The sequence below is a fragment of the Microbacterium sp. PM5 genome, from assembly GCF_003293595.1.
Taxonomy (GTDB): Bacteria; Actinomycetota; Actinomycetes; order Actinomycetales; family Microbacteriaceae; genus Microbacterium.
Map to the genome: position 1 here is coordinate 1,015,020 of NZ_CP022162.1, position 20,006 is coordinate 1,035,025.

The 20,006-nt window shown below is 68.8% G+C and carries 16 protein-coding genes, 1 tRNA gene and 1 other RNA gene; 7 read left to right on the plus strand and 11 right to left on the minus strand.

Annotated features, from left to right (window positions below):
- Nucleotides 1–8: 8 nt before the first annotated feature.
- Together aceE and CEP17_RS05075 are read right to left on the minus strand one after the other, a co-directional pair.
- Nucleotides 9–2,738: a pyruvate dehydrogenase (acetyl-transferring), homodimeric type gene (gene aceE / locus CEP17_RS05070; protein ID WP_039415924.1), complete on the minus strand. Its 2,730-nt coding sequence runs from the start codon at nucleotides 2,736–2,738 to the stop codon at nucleotides 9–11.
- A gap of 168 nt (nucleotides 2,739–2,906) precedes the next feature.
- Nucleotides 2,907–3,659 (minus strand): alpha/beta fold hydrolase, encoded by a 753-nt coding sequence (locus tag CEP17_RS05075; protein ID WP_239498590.1) that lies wholly within the window; start codon nucleotides 3,657–3,659, stop codon nucleotides 2,907–2,909.
- Between the two features lie 51 nt (nucleotides 3,660–3,710).
- Between CEP17_RS05075 and CEP17_RS05080 the strand changes: the two genes are divergently transcribed.
- Nucleotides 3,711–4,133: a MarR family transcriptional regulator gene (locus tag CEP17_RS05080; protein ID WP_112931479.1), complete on the plus strand. Its 423-nt coding sequence runs from the start codon at nucleotides 3,711–3,713 to the stop codon at nucleotides 4,131–4,133.
- Nucleotide 4,134: 1 nt separating this feature from the next.
- Here the strand turns inward: CEP17_RS05080 and CEP17_RS05085 are convergent.
- Nucleotides 4,135–4,207: transfer RNA gene (locus CEP17_RS05085), tRNA-Val, on the minus strand.
- Between the two features lie 30 nt (nucleotides 4,208–4,237).
- Nucleotides 4,238–5,740: an amino acid permease gene (locus tag CEP17_RS05090; RefSeq protein WP_112931481.1), complete on the minus strand. Its 1,503-nt coding sequence runs from the start codon at nucleotides 5,738–5,740 to the stop codon at nucleotides 4,238–4,240.
- A gap of 117 nt (nucleotides 5,741–5,857) precedes the next feature.
- Here CEP17_RS05090 and CEP17_RS05095 point away from each other — a divergent pair, with 117 nt between their 5' ends.
- Entirely contained in the window at nucleotides 5,858–6,589 is a 732-nt protein-coding gene (locus CEP17_RS05095) for a C4-type zinc ribbon domain-containing protein (protein WP_112931483.1), read from the plus strand.
- Entirely contained in the window at nucleotides 6,586–8,313 is a 1,728-nt protein-coding gene (locus tag CEP17_RS05100; protein ID WP_112931484.1) for a bifunctional 3'-5' exonuclease/DNA polymerase, read from the plus strand. The genes CEP17_RS05095 and CEP17_RS05100 overlap by 4 nt, the downstream gene beginning before the upstream one ends.
- 31 nt (nucleotides 8,314–8,344) lie before the next feature.
- On the opposite strand, the gene CEP17_RS05105 is transcribed toward CEP17_RS05100, so the two are convergent.
- On the minus strand, nucleotides 8,345–10,132 hold the full coding sequence (locus CEP17_RS05105; RefSeq protein ID WP_112931485.1) for a DUF4012 domain-containing protein: 1,788 nt from the start codon (nucleotides 10,130–10,132) through the stop codon (nucleotides 8,345–8,347).
- Complete coding sequence (locus CEP17_RS05110; protein ID WP_112931486.1) at nucleotides 10,125–10,793, minus strand: LPXTG cell wall anchor domain-containing protein; 669 nt, start codon at nucleotides 10,791–10,793, stop codon at nucleotides 10,125–10,127. The genes CEP17_RS05105 and CEP17_RS05110 overlap by 8 nt, the downstream gene beginning before the upstream one ends.
- 107 nt (nucleotides 10,794–10,900) lie before the next feature.
- Here CEP17_RS05110 and rnpB point away from each other — a divergent pair.
- Nucleotides 10,901–11,276: RNase P RNA component class A (rnpB, locus tag CEP17_RS05115), an RNA gene on the plus strand.
- A gap of 9 nt (nucleotides 11,277–11,285) precedes the next feature.
- Here the strand turns inward: rnpB and CEP17_RS05120 are convergent.
- The gene (locus tag CEP17_RS05120; protein WP_039415929.1) at nucleotides 11,286–12,044 is read right to left on the minus strand and encodes an ROK family protein; all 759 of its coding nucleotides are present in this window, start codon (nucleotides 12,042–12,044) and stop codon (nucleotides 11,286–11,288) included.
- Nucleotides 12,045–12,145: 101 nt separating this feature from the next.
- Here CEP17_RS05120 and CEP17_RS05125 point away from each other — a divergent pair, with 101 nt between their 5' ends.
- The 3 genes from CEP17_RS05125 to CEP17_RS05135 all read left to right on the plus strand — a co-directional run bounded on the left by CEP17_RS05125 (nucleotide 12,146) and on the right by CEP17_RS05135 (nucleotide 16,777).
- Nucleotides 12,146–12,331 (plus strand): hypothetical protein, encoded by a 186-nt coding sequence (locus CEP17_RS05125; protein ID WP_036285081.1) that lies wholly within the window; start codon nucleotides 12,146–12,148, stop codon nucleotides 12,329–12,331.
- A 105-nt stretch (nucleotides 12,332–12,436) separates the two neighbouring features.
- Nucleotides 12,437–13,774 (plus strand): type I glutamate--ammonia ligase, encoded by a 1,338-nt coding sequence (glnA, locus tag CEP17_RS05130; RefSeq protein ID WP_036285083.1) that lies wholly within the window; start codon nucleotides 12,437–12,439, stop codon nucleotides 13,772–13,774.
- 3 nt (nucleotides 13,775–13,777) lie between these two features.
- Nucleotides 13,778–16,777: a bifunctional [glutamine synthetase] adenylyltransferase/[glutamine synthetase]-adenylyl-L-tyrosine phosphorylase gene (locus CEP17_RS05135; protein WP_112931487.1), complete on the plus strand. Its 3,000-nt coding sequence runs from the start codon at nucleotides 13,778–13,780 to the stop codon at nucleotides 16,775–16,777.
- On the opposite strand, the gene CEP17_RS05140 is transcribed toward CEP17_RS05135, so the two are convergent.
- The 4 genes from CEP17_RS05140 to CEP17_RS05155 all read right to left on the minus strand — a co-directional run bounded on the left by CEP17_RS05140 (nucleotide 16,768) and on the right by CEP17_RS05155 (nucleotide 19,908).
- Nucleotides 16,768–17,331, minus strand: coding sequence for a hypothetical protein (locus tag CEP17_RS05140; RefSeq protein WP_112931488.1), 564 nt, complete (start codon nucleotides 17,329–17,331; stop codon nucleotides 16,768–16,770). The genes CEP17_RS05135 and CEP17_RS05140 overlap by 10 nt on opposite strands.
- Nucleotides 17,328–17,687, minus strand: coding sequence for a hypothetical protein (locus tag CEP17_RS05145; protein WP_036316919.1), 360 nt, complete (start codon nucleotides 17,685–17,687; stop codon nucleotides 17,328–17,330). The genes CEP17_RS05140 and CEP17_RS05145 overlap by 4 nt, the downstream gene beginning before the upstream one ends.
- On the minus strand, nucleotides 17,684–19,471 hold the full coding sequence (locus tag CEP17_RS05150; RefSeq protein WP_112931490.1) for a TIGR03767 family metallophosphoesterase: 1,788 nt from the start codon (nucleotides 19,469–19,471) through the stop codon (nucleotides 17,684–17,686). Before CEP17_RS05150 ends, CEP17_RS05145 begins: the two co-directional genes overlap by 4 nt.
- Nucleotides 19,472–19,575: 104 nt before the next feature.
- Entirely contained in the window at nucleotides 19,576–19,908 is a 333-nt protein-coding gene (locus tag CEP17_RS05155) for a YbjQ family protein (RefSeq protein WP_061683163.1), read from the minus strand.
- Nucleotides 19,909–20,006 lie beyond the last annotated feature (98 nt).

The following is a 20,006-nucleotide window of genomic DNA, read 5'->3' on the forward strand; positions in this document are numbered from 1 at the left end:
CGAATCGATCAGCTTTCGCCGCCGGCGTTTCCGCTCGTTCCGGCGGTCACATCGTGCAGGCGGTACTTCTCGATCGCCTGTGCCGACAGCGACCGGTCGACGAGCCCTTCGTCGGCCAGCGCCTGCAGGGCACGGACGACGATGGACGGTCCGTCGATCTTGAAGAACCGACGCGCCGCGGCCCGGGTGTCGGAGAAGCCGAAGCCGTCCGCGCCGAGGGTGACGTAGCGACGGGGAACCCACTCGCGGATCTGGTCCTGCACCGCGTGCATGTAGTCGCTGACGCCCAGGACGGGGCCCGCGGTGTCGCGAAGCTTCTCGGTGAGGTACGCGGTGCGCGGCTCGGCCAGCGGGTTCAGGAAGTTGTGCTCGTCGGCGGCGAGTCCGTCGCGGCGCAACTCCGTCCAGCTCGTGACCGACCACACATCGGCGGCCACACCCCAGTCCTCGCGCAGCAGCTGCTGGGCCTCGAGCACCCACGGCACACCCACACCGGACGCGAGCAGCTGCACGCGATGTCCGTCACCGGCCCCCTCCGAGATGCGGTGGATGCCGCGGACGATGCCCTCGACGTCGACGCCCTCGGGCTCGGCGGGCTGCACCAGCGGCTCGTTGTAGAGCGTGATGTAGTACATGACGTTCGGATCGGGGTGGTTGCCGCCGTACATCCGCTCCAGGCCGGAGCGGACGATGTGGGCGATCTCGTACCCGTACGCGGGGTCGTACGACACGGTGGCCGGGTTCGTCGAGGCCAGCAGGTGGGAGTGGCCGTCGGCGTGCTGGAGTCCCTCACCGGTCAGCGTCGTGCGGCCCGCGGTGGCACCCATGATGAAACCACGCGCCATCTGGTCGGCGGCGGCCCACTGCGCGTCGCCGGTGCGCTGGAAGCCGAACATCGAGTAGAAGATGTAGACCGGGATCAGCGGCTCACCATGCGTCGCGTACGAGGTTCCCGTGCCGGTGAACGCCGCCACCGCTCCGGCCTCGTTGATGCCGACGTGCATGATCTGTCCCTGCGGGCTCTCCTTGTAGGCGAGCAGCAGTTCCCGGTCGACCGACGTGTAGTTCTGGCCGTTCGGGTTGTAGATCTTGGCGGTCGGGAAGAAGGCGTCCAGACCGAACGTGCGCGCCTCGTCGGGGATGATCGGCACGATGCGGTTGCCGAAGTCCTTCGAGCGCAGGAGGTCCTTCAGCAGGCGGACGAACGCCATGGTGGTCGCGACCTCCTGCGTTCCGGATCCCTTCTTCGGCAGCGCGTACGCACTGTCGTCGGGGAGGCTGATCGGAACGTGGTGGGTACGGCGCTCCGGGAGGAACCCGCCGAGGGCGCGACGCTTCTCCACCATGTACTGGATCGTCTCGTCTTCCATACCGGGGTGGAAGTACGGCGGCGCGTACGGGTTCTCCTCCAGCTGAGCGTCGGAGACGGGGATGCGCATCGAGTCGCGGAAGTGCTTGAGGTCGTCGAGCGTCATCTTCTTCATCTGGTGCGTCGCGTTGCGCCCCTCGAAGTGATGACCCAGGCCGTAACCCTTGATCGTCTTGGCGAGGATGACCGTCGGCTGACCCTTGTGCTCGGTCGCCGCCTTGTAGGCAGCGTAGAGCTTCTGGTAGTCCAGACCGCCGCGGCGGAGCTTTCCCCAGATGTCCTCGTCGGACCAGTCCTTGACCATGGCTGCGGTGCGCTCGTCACGACCGAAGAAGTGGTCGCGGATGAACTTTCCGTCCTCGGCGCGATACGTCTGGAAGTCACCGTCCGGGGTGGTGTTCATCAGGCGCACGAGGGCGCCGTCGGTGTCGACCTGCAGCAGCTCGTCCCAGCCGCGGCCCCAGACGACCTTGATGACGTTCCAGCCCGCACCGCGGAAGAACGCTTCGAGTTCCTGGATGATCTTGCCGTTGCCACGCACGGGGCCGTCGAGGCGCTGCAGGTTGCAGTTCACGACGAACGTGAGATTGTCCAGGCCCTCGTTGGCGGCGACCTGGAGCTGTCCGCGGCTCTCGACCTCGTCCATCTCTCCATCGCCGAGGAACGCCCAGACGCGGGAGTTGGAGAGGTCCTTGATCCCTCGGTTGGTCAGGTACTTGTTGGTCATCGCCTGGTAGATGGCGTTGATGGGGCCGAGGCCCATCGACACGGTCGGGAACTGCCAGTACTCCGGCATGAGACGCGGGTGCGGATAGGAGGGGATGCCGTCCGGTGCCTTCGACTTCTCCTGCCGGAAGCCGTCGAGCTGATCGGCCGACAGACGTCCCTCGAGGAACGAACGGGCGTAGATGCCGGGGGAGGCGTGACCCTGGATGAAGATCTGGTCTCCACCGTTGGGGTCGTCGAGACCACGGAAGAAGTGGTTGAAGCCGACTTCGTACAGCGAGGCGGACGACGCGTAGGTGGAGATGTGACCTCCGACGCCGATGCCCGGACGCTGCGCGCGATGCACGGTCAGTGCAGCGTTCCAGCGGATCCACCGGCGATACCGGCGCTCGAGCTCCTCATCACCGGGGAACTCGGGCTCGTTCTCCGGAGCGATCGTGTTGATGTAGTCGGTCGTCGGCACCTGGGGAACGTTCAGCTGCAGCTCGTGCGACTTGTTGAGCAGGCTGAGCATGATCTCGCGGCCACGCCCGGCGCCCTTGCTGTCGACGAGCTGCTGGAGCGATTCCTGCCACTCGTGCGTCTCTTCGGGGTCGCTGTCCTGCGGGCCCTGGGAGTACGGATCCTGATCGTTGACCGTCACGAGACACCTTTCTTCGTCTGGCAGATCATGCCAGGGACGGGGCTTCTGATACGCGCGGCTTTGTGCAGCGTCGACAACGCATCCTGGATCAGCCTAGTCACATCTCGCTGGAGTGGATCGCGCCGGCAGCGAGTGGCCCCCGCGCGGTGCGCGTCACGCACGGAGTCGTCAGGGCAAACTCCTCGGTGCTGCGAGGAAGGCGTCGATGATCGCCCACGTCGCCGCAGGTTCCTCGAGGTGGGGGAGGTGCCCTGCGTCCGGGATCTCCGCGAACGATGCCTCGCCGATCGCCGCCGCGACTGCGCGACCGTAGGCCGGTGTGACGATCCGATCGCTCGCGCCATACAGGAGCAGGGTCGGGACCTCGATCGCGCCCACGCGCTCGAGCAGGGTCGCGTCGCTCATCGTGGGGCCGGTCAGCGCCGCCATCGCCTGCCGGTTGGACTGCAGGACGGCACGCTCCGCTTCCGACATCGTTGCCGGGTTTCGGTATCCGCGCTCGGCGTCGTGCCACGCCGCTTCCGCGAGGCCGCGCGCGTCGAGCGCGAAGAAGTCTGCGCCCGGCTCGCCCTCGATCACGAGGCCGGTCCCGTCGATACTGACGATCGCGCCCATCGTGCCACCATCCTGTGGGTCGCCGGCTGCCTGCACACCCATCTCGAGCGCGATCCACCCGCCGATCGACGAACCGACGACGACGACGTCGCGCTCGTCGTCGGCGCGCAGGCGTGCGAGGTAGACCTTCGCAAGATCGGCGATCGATGCGATGTCGTCGGTGCGGGCCGTCCCGTCCCAACCCGGATGTGTGGGCGCGATCACACGCATCGATGTGCCCAGGTGAGCGACGATCGGCGCCACGGTTGCGGGACCACCGCCGCCGTGCAGAACGAGTGCGGTGCGGGTGAGATGTCTGGGTGTCACGATCATTTCCTTATCAATATGTTTATCTACGAATGTTGATACGCTAGCACCGTGGCAACGAATCTCGAACTGCTGGGCCAGGCGATCAAGCGCGCGCAGTATCGCAACCATCGGGCACTGGACGCTGCACTGCGCGACGCCGGTGTGACGCTCGTGCAATGGGACGCGCTGCGCGCGATCGATCGGATGCCGGGAGCAACCGGGCACACGCTGGCGTCAGCCACTTTCCAGAGCGATCAGGCCTTCGGCACCCTCGCCAATCGCCTGCTCGGCCGTGGGTTGATCGAGCGGACGGCGGGGCGGGGTCGGCGCATCGAGCACACCCTCACCGCGGCCGGTCGAGCAGCCCTGGCCGAGGGGAATCGCATCGCCGACGCAGTACGAGAGGCACTGTTCGCTCCTCTCGATGAGGCCGCACGGGAGAGCCTGGCCGCCATTCTCGAGAACCTCGTCGGCCACGACATCGAATCATGAGTGGGCCCTGCCGGGATCGAACCGACGACATCCACGGTGTAAACGTGGCGCTCTACCAGCTGAGCTAAAGGCCCTGACGTCGACAGTCTACGAGTTCGCGGTGCTCACTCGTCGCGTCCGACCACCGTCGGCTCCGCGGGATTGAGATACGGATCGCCGTCACGGCCGAGCCGGGAGTGCCCACGCGAGTAGGCGACGTAGACCACGACGCCGATGACCAGCCACACGAGGAATCGCAGCCACGTCTCCACCGTCAGGTTGAGCATCAGATAGAGACAGATCAGCGCGGCCAGAAGCGGCAGGACGGGGCTCCAGGGCACGCGGAAGCCCCGCTTCAGATCCGGCCGGGTGCGGCGCAGCACGACCACTCCGACCGAGACGAGCACGAACGCCGACAGCGTTCCGATGTTGACCATCTCCTCGAGGACTCCGACGGGGGTGAGCCCGGCCACAAGTGCGACGACCACGGTGACGATGATCGAGATGACCCATGGTGTGCGCCGCGTCGGGTGCACCTTCGCGAGCTGCTGGGGGAGCAGGCCGTCGCGCGACATTGCGAAGATGATGCGGGTCGCACCGATGAGCAACGTGAGCACGACGGTCGTCAGACCGGCGACGGCTCCCGCGGAGATCACCGTCGCCATCCAGGTCTGCCCATGGAAAGCGAAGGCGTTCGCGAGCGCCGCGGCCGGGTCGAGCTCGTCGAAGCGCACCATGCCCGTCACGACGAGCGCCACCGCGCAGTACAGCAGCGTGCAGATCGCAAGAGACGCGATGATGCCGATGGGAAGGTCCCGCTGCGGGTTCTTGGTCTCCTCCGCCGTGGTGGCGACCACATCGAACCCGATGTACGCGAAGAACACGAGCGCGGCTCCGGCGAAGATGCCGCCGACACCGAACGCCATGGGCGCCGAGCCGGAGATGAACTGCAGCAGCGGCTGCATGAGGCCCGTCGCGGCCTCGCGCGGCGCGGCATCCGGGATGAACGGCGAGTAGTTCGCGGGGTTGACGAACATGATCCCCGCGACGATCACGAACAAGACGATGAAGAGCTTCACCCCGACCAGCACGAGGTTCACGCGCATCGATTCGCGGATGCCGAGTGTCATGAGGGCACCGAGCACGACGACGAGGACGATCGCCATCACATCGACCGCACCCCCGTAGCCGATCACGGCGGGCAGCGGGATGCCGAGCTGCCCGAGGAGAACGCCGAGGTAAGCGCTCCAGCCCTGAGCCACGACGCTCGCACCGAGGAACATCTCGAGGATGAGATCCCACCCGATGATCCAGGCGAACAGCTCGCCGAGCGACGCGTAGGAGAACGTGTACGCGGATCCCGAGACGGGCACCGTGGAGGCGAACTCGGCGTAGCACATCGCCGCCAAGGCGCACGCGATCGCCGCGATGACGAAGCTGACGACGACGGCGGGGCCGGCGACCTCATGGGCGGCGCGACCCGTGAGCGTGAAGATGCCGGCGCCGATCACGACACCGACGCCGAAGACCGTGAGATCGAGGGCTGACAGCGACTTGCGGAGCCGGAACTCCGGCGCTTCGGTGTCGGCGATGGACCGTTCGATCGACTTCGTGCGCATCAGGCTCATGGCGTCTCCCTGCGAGAACGAACGGCACCCTCGCAGCGCCGCGGTTGGTGTGGTCATGCTAGTGGGGCGCGACCTCACCGGGGATGCACTGTCCACGTGTCGCGGTAGGTTGGGACCGTGAAGTCCCGACCCGCAGACCAGCAGCTCCTGCTCGAACTCGCCAACCTCGACGGCGTGATCCGGGCCGCCGAGCACGCCCGCCGCACCCCCGAGCAGGCCGGTCGCGTCCAAGAGCTGCTCGCTCGCCGGCAGAGCCTGTCCGCGGAACTGACGACGCTGTTGGGGCGCCGCGACGACATCACCGCCGAACTGGCGCGGGTGGAGTCGGACGTCGCCGTGGTCGAGGCGCGGGCCGCCCGAGATGCCGAACGACTCGCGTCGTCGGCGAACGCCAAGGAAGCTCAGGGCCTCGAGCACGAACTGGCCTCGCTCGCCAATCGCAAGAGCGACCTCGAAGACGCCGAGCTCGAACTGATGGAGCAGCTCGATGCCGCCCAGACCGCCGTTTCCGCAAAGGAAGAGACGATCGCCGCGGTGAACGAGGAGGGCGCTCGTCTCAGCGCGGCGGCGAAGGACGCGGTGGCGGCGGCCGCCGCCCGGGGGGAGGCGGCGACCCGCGACCGCGCCGCGGTCGCCGCGCGCGTACCCGCCGATCTGCTGGCGATGTACGAGCGTCTCGCTGCCCGCGGCGTCGGAGCCGGCCTGTTGCACCGTAAGACGTGCGAGGCGTGCCGCATGGTGCTGTCCGGAACCGATCTGCAGACGATTCGACAGGCCTCCGACGATGACGTCGTGACCTGCCCGGAGTGCGGGGCGATTCTGGTACGCACCAACGAATCGGGGCTGTGACGACCAGCAGCGCGGCGGCGATCGCGCCGCGCTGGCGACTCGTGGCGAGCGAGGGCGACACCGTCGTCATCACGACGGTCGACGCCGACCTCGACGTCACGGACGTGCAGCGCCGCTCACGGGAGAACTGGTGGGACGCGGACGAGGCCGGCACACGATGGGTGTGGTCGGATACGAATCGTTGGTATCCCGGCATCCTGGACGCGCGATCGGTGGTCGCGCGGTGTCACGATCTTCGCCTGACCCACGCGATCCTCCGCCGCAGTGCGCTCGTCACCGACCCGGATGCCCTTCGGACAGCGACGCAGTGGGATGTTGCTGCCACAGAGGAGGTGCCGCCCGTGACGGTGCCCACCCTTTTCGACGTCGAGGCCACTGTCCCCGCCGGCGTCCCGGATGATCCGGACGAGGTGCTCGCGGAGTTCCGCCGGCAGCAGCAGGCTGTTCGCAGCTCATCCGAGGCCGCGCGGTTGCGCCTGCTCGTGGCGGCGGAGTCAGCCGGAGCGCTCCTGGCCGTCGAGATGCACAGCGCCGGACTGCCCTGGGATCGGGGGACCCACGAGCACATCCTGGAGGAGACGCTCGGCACACGTCCGCCCCCGGGAGAACAGCCCGAACGCGTGCGCGAGGCCGCGGCGCGGGTCCGCGAGGCGCTCCAGGATCCGACGGCGAATCTCGACTCCCAGCCCAAGCTGCTACGCAGCCTTCATCGCGTCGGCATCGCCGCGGACTCCACGAATCGATGGGAGCTCGCCGAGTACGACCATCCCGCGATCGCCCCACTGCTCGTCTACAAGAAGCTCACGCGGTTGATGAGCGCCAATGGCTGGGGGTGGCTCGACGAGTGGGCGCCCCACGGTCGATTCCGTCCCGTGTACGTTCCCGGCGGCGTCGTCACCGGACGGTGGGCATCGTCCGGGGGCGGAGCGCTGCAGATCCCGCGCCAGCTGCGCCCCGCGGTGCGCGCAGACCCCGGCTGGTGTCTCATCGTCGCGGACGTGGCTCAGCTGGAACCGCGGGTCCTGGCGGCGATGTCCTCAGACGAGGCCCTCGCCGCCGCGGCGCGCGGACAGGACCTGTACGAGGGCATCGTCAGCAGCGGTGTCGTCCACACGCGGCAAGAGGCGAAGATCGCCGTCTTGGGGGCGATGTACGGCGCGACGACGGGTGACAGCGGACGGCTGGTGCCTGCCCTGCGACGCGCTTACCCTCGCGCGATGGGTCTCGTGGATGCCGCCGCGGCGACGGGGGAGCAGGGCGGCGTGGTCTCGACCTGGCTCGGACGGACCAGTCCCGGCGCATCGACGCACTGGCGCGACATCCAGTCCGCCGCCGCGCTGCCGGAGGCGACGGAGAGCGATCGGACGCGGGCACGGCGCGCCGCACGCGATCGCGGGCGTTTCACCCGCAACTTCGTCGTGCAGGGCACGGCAGCCGAGTGGGCGCTCGCGTGGCTCGCCGACCTCCGTGGTCGACTGGCGGCGCTCCCGCCGGTCGACGAGAGGGATGCGGCACGGAACTCCGGGGCCGTATTCGAGCGGCGTCCGCACCTGGCCTTCTTCCTGCACGACGAGATCATCGTCCATACACCTGTCGTGCACGCCGACGCCGTGGCCGACGCCGTGGGTCAGGCCGCCGACGGCGCAGCGCGCCTGCTCTTCGGACGGTTTCCGGTCGACTTCCCCCTCGACCTCCGCATCGCGCAGGACGCCGCCAAGAGCTGACCGCGGCAGCACCGTCCGCACCCGCTCGCCCTCAGCCGCACGCCGTCGACGCCACCTCGGCGACGCTGACGTCGTTCATCATCGGCGTGTGCACGAGCACCGGTCGCAGCTGCGCGCCGTTCTTCGCGACGAACCCGAACGCGAGCGTCTTCTGCTCGCCGGGCCGCAGCGTCACCCGCGCCAACGAGGCGGAGGAGTCACTGCCGTCGGCCGCGGTCGCGGACACGTCCACGCCGTCGAGCGTCACACCGCCGACGAACCACTCGCGGGGGACCATCACCGTCACATCGGTCGTGATATCGCCGGGCGCGGCGGGATTCGCTGCTCCCGTCATCGATTCCGCGAACGTGCGCGCGCCGGCCGGCGCAGCGCTTCTGAGAGTCACGGCGACCGTCACGTCGGCGGCGCCGTCCGCGCGGCACGTCCGCACGGACGCCGCGAGATCGACGTGGAGGAACGTGTCCATCTTTCCGGTCGTCGCGTCGTTGAAGTACACGCCCACGGCATCGGGCCCGGCAGCTCGGAACCTCCCCAGCGTTCCGGAGAACGCCCCGTCGGTCACCGCGACCTGTTCGTCACTGTGCGTGCTGAAGATCGAGATCCGCCCGTCGGCGACCGGCTTGGCGAGCGCTCGCACCCAGCGCAGGGGGTCGATGGGCGCAGACGTGATCTGAGCGAAAAGGCGGTCGAACAGGTCGCGCTGCACCGCCGTCTGCTCGACGGGCGTCTTGTCGAGATACGGCGTGACGAGCACGTCACCCACGACATCGGCAGGATCGACGATCGTGCCGTCGCCGAGGGTGATCGGTCCCGTGATCGTGAGCATCGCGGTGAGCACCGCAGGATCGATCGCAATCACCGCGTCTGGAGCCGGACGGCCGATCGACTGCCACCAGGCCGAGGCCAATCGGGCGCTCAGCGCGAAGTCAGTCGTCATGGTCGCGTTCATGACGAATCGTCCGGGGGACTGTCCGTAGAGAGTCACGAGATCAGCGGGCAGTTCTGCGATCGGCGTCTCGCGATGAGGGAACATGCTCGAGTCGACCTGGTCGACCACCGCGAGCCGGTCACCGTCGGCGCGCAGCAGGATGAACGATCCGGTGATACCCCCACCCGTGCGCACTTCAGCCGAGTTCTGCACCATGACCAGGATCGATCGGGCCCCGTGCGCTCCCAGCATCGCCGGCAGGATCTGGGCGACCGAGGCTGCCTCCGCCATGGTCGGAGCCGCCGCGGCGACCGCAGCACGCAGACGCGCAGTCGCTGCCTCGACAGGCCCGACCAGACCCGCGGTCGACATGCCGCCCAACGACCCGTCGACACGCGAGAAGACCGCGGCGAAGTCGTCCACCGGCTGCGCGGCCGCCGACACCGCCGTCAGGTCGAACCCTCCCTCGCCGCTGCGCGACGGCGTCGAAACGTGCAGCACCGGTTGCGCGGCGACGGCGAGGTCGCGCACGCTCTCCGCGACGATGCGCACCGCCGCGGTGTTGGCTCCGATGATCGGGACGGCTTCTGTGGCCCGCCAGATCGGATCGGTCGTCAACTCCGCCGCGCGACGCGCGTGCTGTTCGGCGTCGGTCACCACGGCGGCGAGTGCGTCGACGTCGCCCGCCGCCATCGCCGAGCTCAGCCGCGGCTGGAGGGCGGCGACGTCGTCCAGCTCGCCTTTGGCCATCCACCCGCGGATGCCGAGCCACGCCAAGCCCAGCACGACGACGCCGACGGCGACCAGGACGACGGCCCCGATGCGACGCCGGCGGGAACGCCGGCGGTCGCGGTCGCGGTGCTGCGCTGAGCCGGTGGTGGCCTCAGTCACGGGCGCGACGGGTGCGGCGCACGTACAGCAGCACACCTCCACCGACGAGCAGGACGACCGCCCCGCCGAGGAGCGGAAGCACCGCGGCGACGTCGCCTCCCGTCGCCGGCAGCGACATGCCGGCCGCCGCGACGGCACCCGACATTCCGACACCCGCCGGATCGGTCAGGCACGCCGACGTGGACGGCGGGTACGACAGGGCGACGCGCAGCGACGGGTTGACCTCCACAACAGCGGAGATGTCGCCCCGGGTCCACGCGAAGTTGCCCGACGATGCAACCCACTGACCGTTCTCGAACGCCCATCCGGGCCATCCGTTGCCGACGCCGTTCGCGTCGACGGACGCGCCGGGCCACAGGACGCGCCCCGACAGTCGCCCGTTGACCAGCTCCCCGAGCGGGATCGTGGTCGACTGGTTGCCGTCGCTCAGCACGATGCGGGCCGTGTGGCTCGTGGCAAGTCCGCTCGGATCGGTCATGACGACCGAGTAGTTGATCCATGGAACGTCGGATTCGCACGACGGTGCGACCATCGTGCCGACCAAGGTCGGCGCCGGTGGCGTGTCGGGCCCGTACCCGTCGGAATCGGCGGCGACCGCGGCCGTCGCACCCCCCGACAGCAACAGGACGGCGAGAACAGCGGACAGTGTGTACTTGCGCATGATGAATGCCTCCCCCAGGCGATGCGAGCCCAAACCCCCCAGCCGGGTCTCGTGGCGACACCGTATCACGATCGACCGTTGCCGACCAGTAGGATCGAGAGCGCGAATGGGTCGGCTGGACGGTCGCGTGGCGGGGTCATCCCGCACCGAGGAACGTCCGGGCTCCACAGGGCAGGGCGGTGGGTAACACCCACCCGGAGCAATCCGCGAGACAGTGCCACAGAGAGCAGACCGCCCCGGACTCCGCCGGTCGGAGCACCGGGGTAAGGGTGAAAGGGTGGTGTAAGAGACCACCGGGATCGTGGTGACACGATCCGCACGGTAAACCTCGCCCGGAGCAAGGCCAGACAGGGGATGCCGACGCGGCTCGCCGAGTCCCCGGGTAGGCCGCTGGAGCGGCACGGCAACGTGTCGCCGAGAGAGATGACCGTCCACGGAGCATCAGCTCCCGGACAGAACCCGGCGTACAGGCCGGCCCATTCGCCCCGTCGGTCAGACGGCCAGCGCAGCCGCGCCGATGATCCCGGCGTTGTTGCGATGCGTGGCGGGCACGATCGGTGTCGTCAGCGTCAGCATCGGCAGAAATTCGTCGGCGTGCTTGGAGACGCCGCCGCCGACGATGAAGAGGTCGGGGCTGAGCAGGAACTCGAGGTAGCTGTAGTACCACTGCAGGCGCTTCGCCCACTTCTTCCAGGTGAGCTCGTCGCGCTCCATCGCCGAGTAGGCGGCCCAGGCCTCGGCATCCTTGCCGTGGTTCGCCCGCTGCAGGTGACCGAGCTCGGCGTTCGGGATGAGCGCGCCGTTGTAGAGCATCGCCGTGCCGATGCCCGTGCCCAGGGTCGTCAGCAGCACCAGCCCGGGAACATCGCGCGCGGCACCGTAGCGCGCCTCGGCGACACCGGCGACGTCAGCATCGTTGGCGAAGTGGATCTCGCGCCCCAGTCCGTCCTCGAAGAACTTCTCGGCTTCGAACCCGACCCAGGTCTCGGCGACGTTCGCCGCGGACAGGGTCTTGCCGTTCTTGACGATCGCCGGGAAGGCGACGCCCAGGGGAATGTCGGCATCGCTGACGCCGAGCGTCTCGAGAACGGTCTTCACCGCGCCCAGCACGTCGTCCGGCTCTGCGCCGGCCGGTGTCGGAACCTTGACACGGTCGCTGAGCAGGTTTCCCCCCTCCAGATCCACGAGGGCACCCTTGATGCCGGTTCCGCCGATGTCCACACCGACCGCGCGGGTCGCCTTCGTCGTCATGGCGTCCAGCCTATCCAGGTCGTCGGTGCCGCTCGTTAGGATCGAGCCAGAGCCCGCAGATCGGGACCGGTGGGCGTACGCCCCGACAGGAAGGACGCGCCATGACGTCAGGCGAAGACAAGTACTGGTACAACTTCTCCACCGGCGCCGTGGAGCGCGGCTTCGAGTCGCCGGCGATCGACCGCGCCGGCCCGTTCGACACCGCCGAGGAGGCGGCCAACGCTCCGCAGCTGCTCGCCCAGCGCTCTCGCGAATGGGCCGAGGACGACGAGCGCGAGAACGACTGACGCGCGCCCGGCGACACGTCGGACACGAGCCGGGACCGATAGTCTGGGCGTGGGCCCGGCTTCCCTTCGAAGCGGCATCTGAGAAGCGGCATCTGAGAGGACGCGATGGACAAGCAGCGGGACTTCGTACTGCGCACGATCGAAGAGCGGGGCGTGAAGTTCGTCCGCCTCTGGTTCACCGATGTGATCGGCACCCTGAAGTCGGTCGCGATCGCTCCGGCCGAAGTCGAAGGGGCGTTCACCGAGGGACTCGGCTTCGACGGCTCGGCGATCGAAGGACTCACGCGCTCCTACGAGTCGGACCTTCTGGCGCACCCCGACCCGACGACGTTCCAGACTCTTCCGTGGCGCGGGGAGATCGACCCCACGGGTCGCATGTTCTGCGACATCACGACTCCCGACGGGCAGCCGGCGGTCGCAGATCCCCGCCACGTGCTCAAGCGCACGCTCGCGAAAGCGGCGGATGCCGGGTTCACGTTCTACACGCACCCCGAGATCGAGTTCTACCTGCTCAAGTCGTCATCTTTCGGGGCGGAAGGCCCCGAGCCGGTCGATTCGGCCGGGTACTTCGACAACGTTCCCGGCGGCACCGCGCACGACTTCCGCCGTCGCAGCGTCCGCATGCTGGAGGACCTCGGCATCTCCGTCGAGTACAGCCACCACGAGGGCGGTCCCGGTCAGAACGAGATCGACCTGCGCTACGCCGACGCCCTCGCCACCGCCGACAACATCATGACCTTCCGGACCGTGGTCAAAGAGGTCGCGATCGAGCAGGGCGTCTACGCGACGTTCATGCCGAAGCCCCTCTCCGGCAAGCCCGGCAGCGGCATGCACACCCACATGTCGCTGTTCGAGGGCGACCAGAACGCCTTCTACGAGGAGGGCGCGCAGTACCAGCTCTCCAAGACGGGCCGACAGTTCATCGCCGGCCTGCTGACCCACGCGAACGAGATCGCGGCCGTGACCAACCAGTTCGTCAACTCGTACAAGCGCCTCTGGGGCGGCGATGAGGCCCCCAGCTTCATCTGCTGGGGCCACAACAACCGCTCCGCCCTCGTGCGCGTGCCCATGTACAAGCCGAACAAGGGGCAGTCCACGCGCGTCGAGTACCGTGCGCTGGATTCTGCCGCGAACCCCTACCTTGCCTTCGCGCTCATGCTGGCCGCCGGCCTCAAGGGGATCGAGGAAGGATACGAGCTTCCCCCCGAGGCCGAGGACAACGTGTGGTCGCTGACGGATTCCGAGCGGCGTGCGCTCGGATACGCACAGCTGCCCGCGAGTCTGGACCACGCCCTCGAGTACATGGAGGAGTCGGAGCTGGTCGCCGAGACTCTCGGCGAGCAGGTCTTCAACTACGTGCTGCTCAACAAGCGTCGCGAGTGGCAGGAATACCGCGCGCAGGTGACGCCGTTCGAGTTGAAGAGCAACCTGGAGATGCTCTGAGCCGTGTCGTCGAACGAGCGCACGTCGGTTCTCACACAACTGGCGCGCGACGGATTCGGTGAGCTCGGCGACGCCGATGCGCTGCTGACCGAGCTCGTGGATGCGCTCGGAATGGGACGGCAGGAGATCCTGCGCGGAGCCGCAGAGGCGGGCGACCCCGACGCGGCTCTGTCCGCGCTGGCGCGCATCGCCCGACGTGACGGGCCCGCCGTCGCGGAGGCGCTGCGTCGCGTCTCCTCGACCGTGTGGCGGCTGCTGGGCGCCTCCAACGGCTTCGCGGACTTCTACCTGCGCCATCCCGACGAGCTGGCTCACCTCACGGGCGCGGGCACACCGCTGCCAACGGCCGACGAACTTCGAGCAGAGCTCACGAGCGCGGTCGGAGCGGATGCCGAGGGCTTCGCCGCCAGCGGCGACGAGAGCGCGTGGGTGGCGCTGCGTGTGCGCTATCGCCGGATGCTGGCGCGCATCGCGACCTATGACCTCGGCGCCCACGATGCAGTCGAGGTCTTGGCGCCCGTGGCCGCCAGCCTCGCGGACGCGGCGGGGGCAGCTCTGGAGGCATCGCTGTGCGTGGCACGTACACGAGTCGCCGGCGGTGCCCCCGGCTCCGGATTGTTCCCCCACGAGCAGGTCTCTGCCACCCGGCTCGCGATCATCGGGATGGGCAAGACGGGCGCTCGAGAGCTCAACTACGTCAGCGATGTCGACGTGATCTTCGTCGGCGGTGGCTCGGATGAACTCGTCGAGCGGGTGGGGGAGAGCCGCGTCATCGACATCGCCACGCGACTCGCCGTGCAGACCATGCGGGGCATCTCGGGCATGGAGGTCGAGCCGCCGTTGTGGGAGGTCGACGCGAACCTACGCCCCGAAGGAAAACAGGGCGCCCTCGTCCGCACCCTCGACTCGCACCTCTCCTACTACGACCGCTGGGCCAAGAGCTGGGAGTTCCAGGCCCTTCTGAAGGCACGCCCACTCGCGGGCGATCGCATGCTCGGCGAGGCCTACGTCGCTGCGGTCCAGCCGAAGATCTGGACGAGCGCAGCGCGGGAGAACTTCGTCGACAGCGTGCAGCGCATGCGCGAACGTGTCACCGATCACATCCCCCCGGGGGACGTGGCCTACCAACTGAAGCTGGGGCCGGGTGGCATTCGCGACATCGAGTTCACGGTCCAGCTGCTGCAGCTCGTCCACGGATTGACCGACGACAGCATTCGTCAGCGCGGCACGCTCGACGCACTGGAGGCCCTCGTGGGCGCCGGGTATATCGGCCGCGAGGATGCCGCGACCTTCTCCCGCGACTACCGGATGCTGCGCGTGCTCGAGCACCGCATGCAGCTGAGGGATCTGCGACGAACGCACCTGATGCCGCAGCAACCCGAGGGGCTTCGTCTGCTGGCGCGCTCGTCCGGGCTGGCCGAGACCGGACCCGCCGTGTGGGCGCTGTGGGAAGGGATCAAACGCGAGGTGCGCGAGATCCACGTCCGTCTGTTCTACCGTCCGCTGCTGTCGGCGGTGGCGGCGCTCAGTTCGGACGAGCACCAGTTGTCGCCCGACCAGGCGCACGATCGGCTCGCCGCGATCGGTTTCCATGACCCGGCCGGTGCCCTCCGTCACATCGGTGCCCTCACGGGCGGTTTGAGCCGCAAGGCGACGATTCAGCGTCATCTCATGCCGGTGATGATCCGTTGGTTCGCCGACGGCGTCGACCCCGACTACGGTCTGCTCGCCTTCCGACGTATCAGCGAGCGCCTCGGCGACACGCCGTGGTTCTTGCGCATGCTGCGCGACTCCTCCGGCGCGGCGGAGCGTCTCACCCGCGTGCTGTCCGGGTCGCGTTACATCGGCGAACTGATGGAGTGGATCCCGGAGTCGGTGGCGTGGCTCGACTCCGACGAGCAGCTGCGTCCGCGCGGCGGGCACGCACTGCAGGAGGAGGCGCGGGCGATTCAGACCCGCCATGAGACGGTCGGCGACGCCATGCGCGCCGTCCGGGCGCTGCGTCGACGAGAGCTGCTGCGTCTGGCCTTCGGCGCCATCCTCGGGACCCTCACCATCGACGAGCTGGCGCAGGGACTCACCACGGTCAGCGAGGTGACGATCCAGGCCACCCTCCGTGCGGTTCGGCGCGAGATCGTCGCGCCGGAAGATGCCGCTCTCGATTTCTCGGTCATCGCGATGGGGCGCTTCGGCGGCGCGGAGCTCGGATTCGGGTCGGATGCCGATGTTCTCTACGTCTACGAAGCCAACGGCATCGATCCGCAGCGTGCGCACGACCTGGCCCTGCGACTCGTCAGCGGCCTGCGCTCGTACTCCGAAGACCACCGCGTTCCGTTCGATCTCGACGCCGATCTGCGGCCCGAGGGGCGCAACGGGCCGCTGGTGCGTTCGCTCGACTCGTATACCGAGTACTACCGCCGCTGGTCGCTGTCCTGGGAAGCGCAGGCGCTGCTGCGGGCCCGCGGCGTCGCCGGCAGCGTGAAACTCATCAACCGTTTCATGGCCCTCGCCGACGAGGTGCGCTACCCCGCGCGGCCTGCAGTGCAGGATCTGCGGGAGATCAAGCGGATCAAGGCCCGTGTCGAGAACGAGCGTCTCCCTCAGGGCGTCGATCGCGCACGCCACCTCAAGCTCGGGCCCGGCGGCCTGAGCGACGTCGAATGGCTCGTGCAGGTGTTGCAGCACGAACACGCGCACGATGTCCCCGCCCTCCGTACGACGTCCACCCTCGAGGCTCTCGAGGCCGCGCGCGCCGCCGGACTGGTGCCTGACGGCGCCGCGCAGCGTCTGCACGATGCGTGGCGTCTCGCCAGTCGGCTGAGGTCGGCGAACACGCTCCTTTCGGGGCAGACGAGCGACGTCCTGCCGACCGACCGCGGCAAGCTGGACGGCATCGGTCGACTCCTGGAGTATCCGGCACGGTCGGCGACGCTGGTCGAAGAGGAATGGCTGCGTACGGCGCGACGAGCGCGCCGTGACTTCGAGAAGCTCTTCTACGGCTGAGCCGCGCCCACCGACGTCCCGGCACGTGCCCATCGAGCCCAAGCTCCGATGAGTGCGATGGCCCCGACACCGATCAGCACCCAGGCCACCGCAGCCCCGAGCGCACCGGTCACGAGCAGACCGAGCAGCATCGCGACGATCGTCGCGAGTATCACGGCGGCGGCGGTCACGACCAGACCGGCCGCCGTGCGCCACGGATGCCGGCGCATGGCTGTGGCCGCAGCGGGTGGGGACCCCGCCGCGATGAGCGGGCTTGCGATCGCCGCGACGATCGGAATCGCGATCGGCGCCGCCACAGCGGAGGCTGCGAGGGCAACCCCCGCGAGGAGAAGCGTCAGCAGGGCGCGAGCGGAAACCGCGCGCAGGGCGAGTGCCCAGAGCGCAGCCGCGGCGACGAGCATCACGAGACCAGAAGCGACGGCAAGGGCGATCGCCCCGGCATCCAACGGCAGTCGCGGTGCCACGGCGACGAACGCCGCCTGCGCACCCGCGTGCACCGCGACCACGAGCGCGGCCGTGACACGGCGACGGGCGGGGGAGCGCAACACGTTCATCCGCGCGCCGCCTCGTCCAGCACCTCGGTGAGCGCACCGGAGTAGATCGTCTCGCCGCCGACGGCGACCACCAGTTGCGCACCGGATGCGACGCTCGAGGTGACCGTGATCTCGCGACCATCGGCGCTGGTTCCCACACAGGTGACGAGCGGCCCGGTGTCCGCCTGTGCGCACACCGGCGCCGTCAGCAGGGCGACGTTCTTCTGCTGAAGGACGTCGATCGCAGCGAAGCGCACCTCGGCGAGCCCGTTGCCGCCGACCGGAGCGAGAGCGGCGATCTGAGAACAGCCCGTCAAGGCCAGGACCGCGAGCACAGCCGCGAAGGACGCGGCGGCGCGAGAACGACCCGACGTCATGACAGGGCTCCCTCGTGCGCGAGGATGCGGGCGCGCGCGGTGAGATGCTGCGTCTCCAGCGCCGCGTCGCTGATCGTGGCGAGATCGAACGGCGCCGGAAGCAGCAGCTCGGTGTTGCGGTCGAGCGGCGAACCGCGTCGCATCAGAGGCGTCTCGGCCCAGTCGTTGGATGCCAGTTCACGGCTGCGCGACGCGAGGGCGAGGTAGTCACCGCCACTCCCCGGCACCGGATCAGCCGCGTGGTCGACGACCGTCGTGAAGATGGAGAGTGTGCCGTCCCGATTGTCGACGAGCTCGACGGTCTGCTGCTGCTGCGGGAAGTCGATGCAGGATGCCGTCGTGATCTCCCAGAAGCCGCCGCCCGTCGACGCGGGATGCGCGAGAATCTGGTTCAGGTGCGTGTGCCCGTTCAGCCACGCCACGACGACGGGATAGCGGGCGAGCATGGCCACGAACTCGTCCGCTCCGATCAGCACCTCGTCCTGTCCGGGGCGTTGGGCGCGGTTCTCGAGGGTGTCGCTGTTGTGGTGGCTGAGAACAATGGCGAGGCGGTTCTCCTTCGTCGCCACGGCGAGCTCGGCCTCCAGCCAGTCGAACTGGTTCTTCGGGACCGCCCCGTCGGGCCCGGCGACCTGATTGCACGTGTCCAGCCCGAACGCGCGCACATTCGCGGACAGGTCCGCTTTCCACCACGTCTCGCCGGTGCTGAGGTTGTGGTCGGTGAAACCGTGCCCCACGGGACCGGGGCGATCGGCCGTGCGGAAATGCTCCTGCATGAACTCCTGCTGGGTGAAGAGTGCACGGTCGCGGTTGGCGGGCACAGCCTTGAAACCCGGACGCAGCCCGAGCTCGAGCCCCCACGCGTCGAGCGTCTGTTGGACGGCGCTGGTGCGCGCGGCGTACCCGCCCAAAGCCATCGCGGCGGTCGCTTCCAGCGTGTAGGACTTGCGACCGCCCACTGCCAGGGCACGCAGTTGGGTGTCCAGATCGAAGGTGCCCAGCAGGAGCGTCTCGTGGTTGCCGTACACGGTGTACCAGGGTGCGGGAAGGCCCACCGAGGCGACGGGGCGGGCGATGGCCTCGTCGAGCAGCGTCGGCAGCGTCGGGAACCCGTACGCGCCGAACGCGCCGCCCGTGGGATCGGCGGGGCGGTAGGCCCACACGGCCTCGGCCCACGCCTGCACCCCCTCGAACGTGTCGCTGGTCCGCGGATCCACGCTGAGGCCGTCCAAAAGGTCGATGTACCACCGCAGCTCCCGGTGAGAGTGCATGTCGGCGCTGTCGCCGGTGACCACGGCGGCATCCATGGGCGCACCGGTGACGGGGCTGTAGCGCAGATCCGAGATCGACTTCGTCATCGCGGCGATGACGTGGGGACTGAGCGGATCCTGCGGATGGAAGGCCGAGCCCCACGCGGAATGGTCCTGGACGATCATCGGCTCGATGCGCCCCGGTGACTGCGCGTCGATCACGTGCATGTCCGACAGGTGGGCGAGGTACAGCAATGATCGACGGGATGCCGCGCGTCCCGCCACCGCGGCGCGGCGCAGCACATCGAGTCGCGGCAGGTGCGGCTCGCCCGGACCTGCCACCAGCCCGCGGTAGGAGCCCTTCTGCACCGCGCCCTGCAGGATCGTGCGAGTCAGCGTCGAGGGAGCCTCGGCGACCGCCGCACGGGGCGGTGCTGTCGCCAGAGCCTGCGCCAGCTGATCGCGCGGGAGCGCGCCGGCGGCGGCGAGGCCACCGACGACGGCGAGGAACTGGCGGCGGGAGAGCACGCCCACGGGCACCTCCGGGTTGGTGCGTGACGCTATCGGGTGCGCTCAATCTAGCGGGCAGAGCGTCTCGACGACCACAACGGCAAGCCCGCGTCGCGGCAGTGTCGCGATCAGGCCTGCGGCGGGTCGATCGGCTCGACGACCACAGCGGTTCCGTACGCGCAGAACTCGGTGAAGTTTCCGATCGAGCCGGAGTCGAACCGCATGGCGACGACCGCATTCCCCCCGCGCTGCTGCGCCTCCGCCCACATTCGCTGCATCACCTCGAAGCGCGACTCGTAGATCACCTTCGTGTATTCGGGCATCTCGCCGCCGGCGAGCGAGCGGAAGCCGGCGGTGAAGTTCTGGCCGAAGTTCGCCGAACGAACGGTCAGTCCCATCACCTCGCCGAGCACTTTCGTGATGCGGTAACCGGGGACGTCATTGGTGGTGACGGCGAACATCGATCCTCGTCTCTGTCGTCGTATGCCCGCGGCCGTGGGTGGTGCGCGGGGGAGAGCGACGCCACGATCCTACGGATGCGGCGGCATCCTTCGCGAGG

Excerpts from the sequence above, each read along its gene's own strand:
- CEP17_RS05120 (WP_039415929.1), bottom strand. The coding sequence starts at position 12,044 with ATGACGACGAAGGCGACCCGCGCGGTCGGTGTGGACATCGGCGGAACC.
- CEP17_RS05145 (WP_036316919.1), bottom strand. The coding sequence starts at position 17,687 with ATGACGTCGGGTCGTTCTCGCGCCGCCGCGTCCTTCGCGGCTGTGCTC.
- CEP17_RS05140 (WP_112931488.1), bottom strand. The coding sequence starts at position 17,331 with ATGAACGTGTTGCGCTCCCCCGCCCGTCGCCGTGTCACGGCCGCGCTC.
- CEP17_RS05155 (WP_061683163.1), bottom strand. The coding sequence starts at position 19,908 with ATGTTCGCCGTCACCACCAATGACGTCCCCGGTTACCGCATCACGAAA.
- CEP17_RS05090 (WP_112931481.1), bottom strand. The coding sequence starts at position 5,740 with ATGAGCCTGATGCGCACGAAGTCGATCGAACGGTCCATCGCCGACACC.
- CEP17_RS05110 (WP_112931486.1), bottom strand. The coding sequence starts at position 10,793 with ATGCGCAAGTACACACTGTCCGCTGTTCTCGCCGTCCTGTTGCTGTCG.
- glnA (WP_036285083.1), top strand. The coding sequence starts at position 12,437 with ATGGACAAGCAGCGGGACTTCGTACTGCGCACGATCGAAGAGCGGGGC.
- CEP17_RS05125 (WP_036285081.1), top strand. The coding sequence starts at position 12,146 with ATGACGTCAGGCGAAGACAAGTACTGGTACAACTTCTCCACCGGCGCC.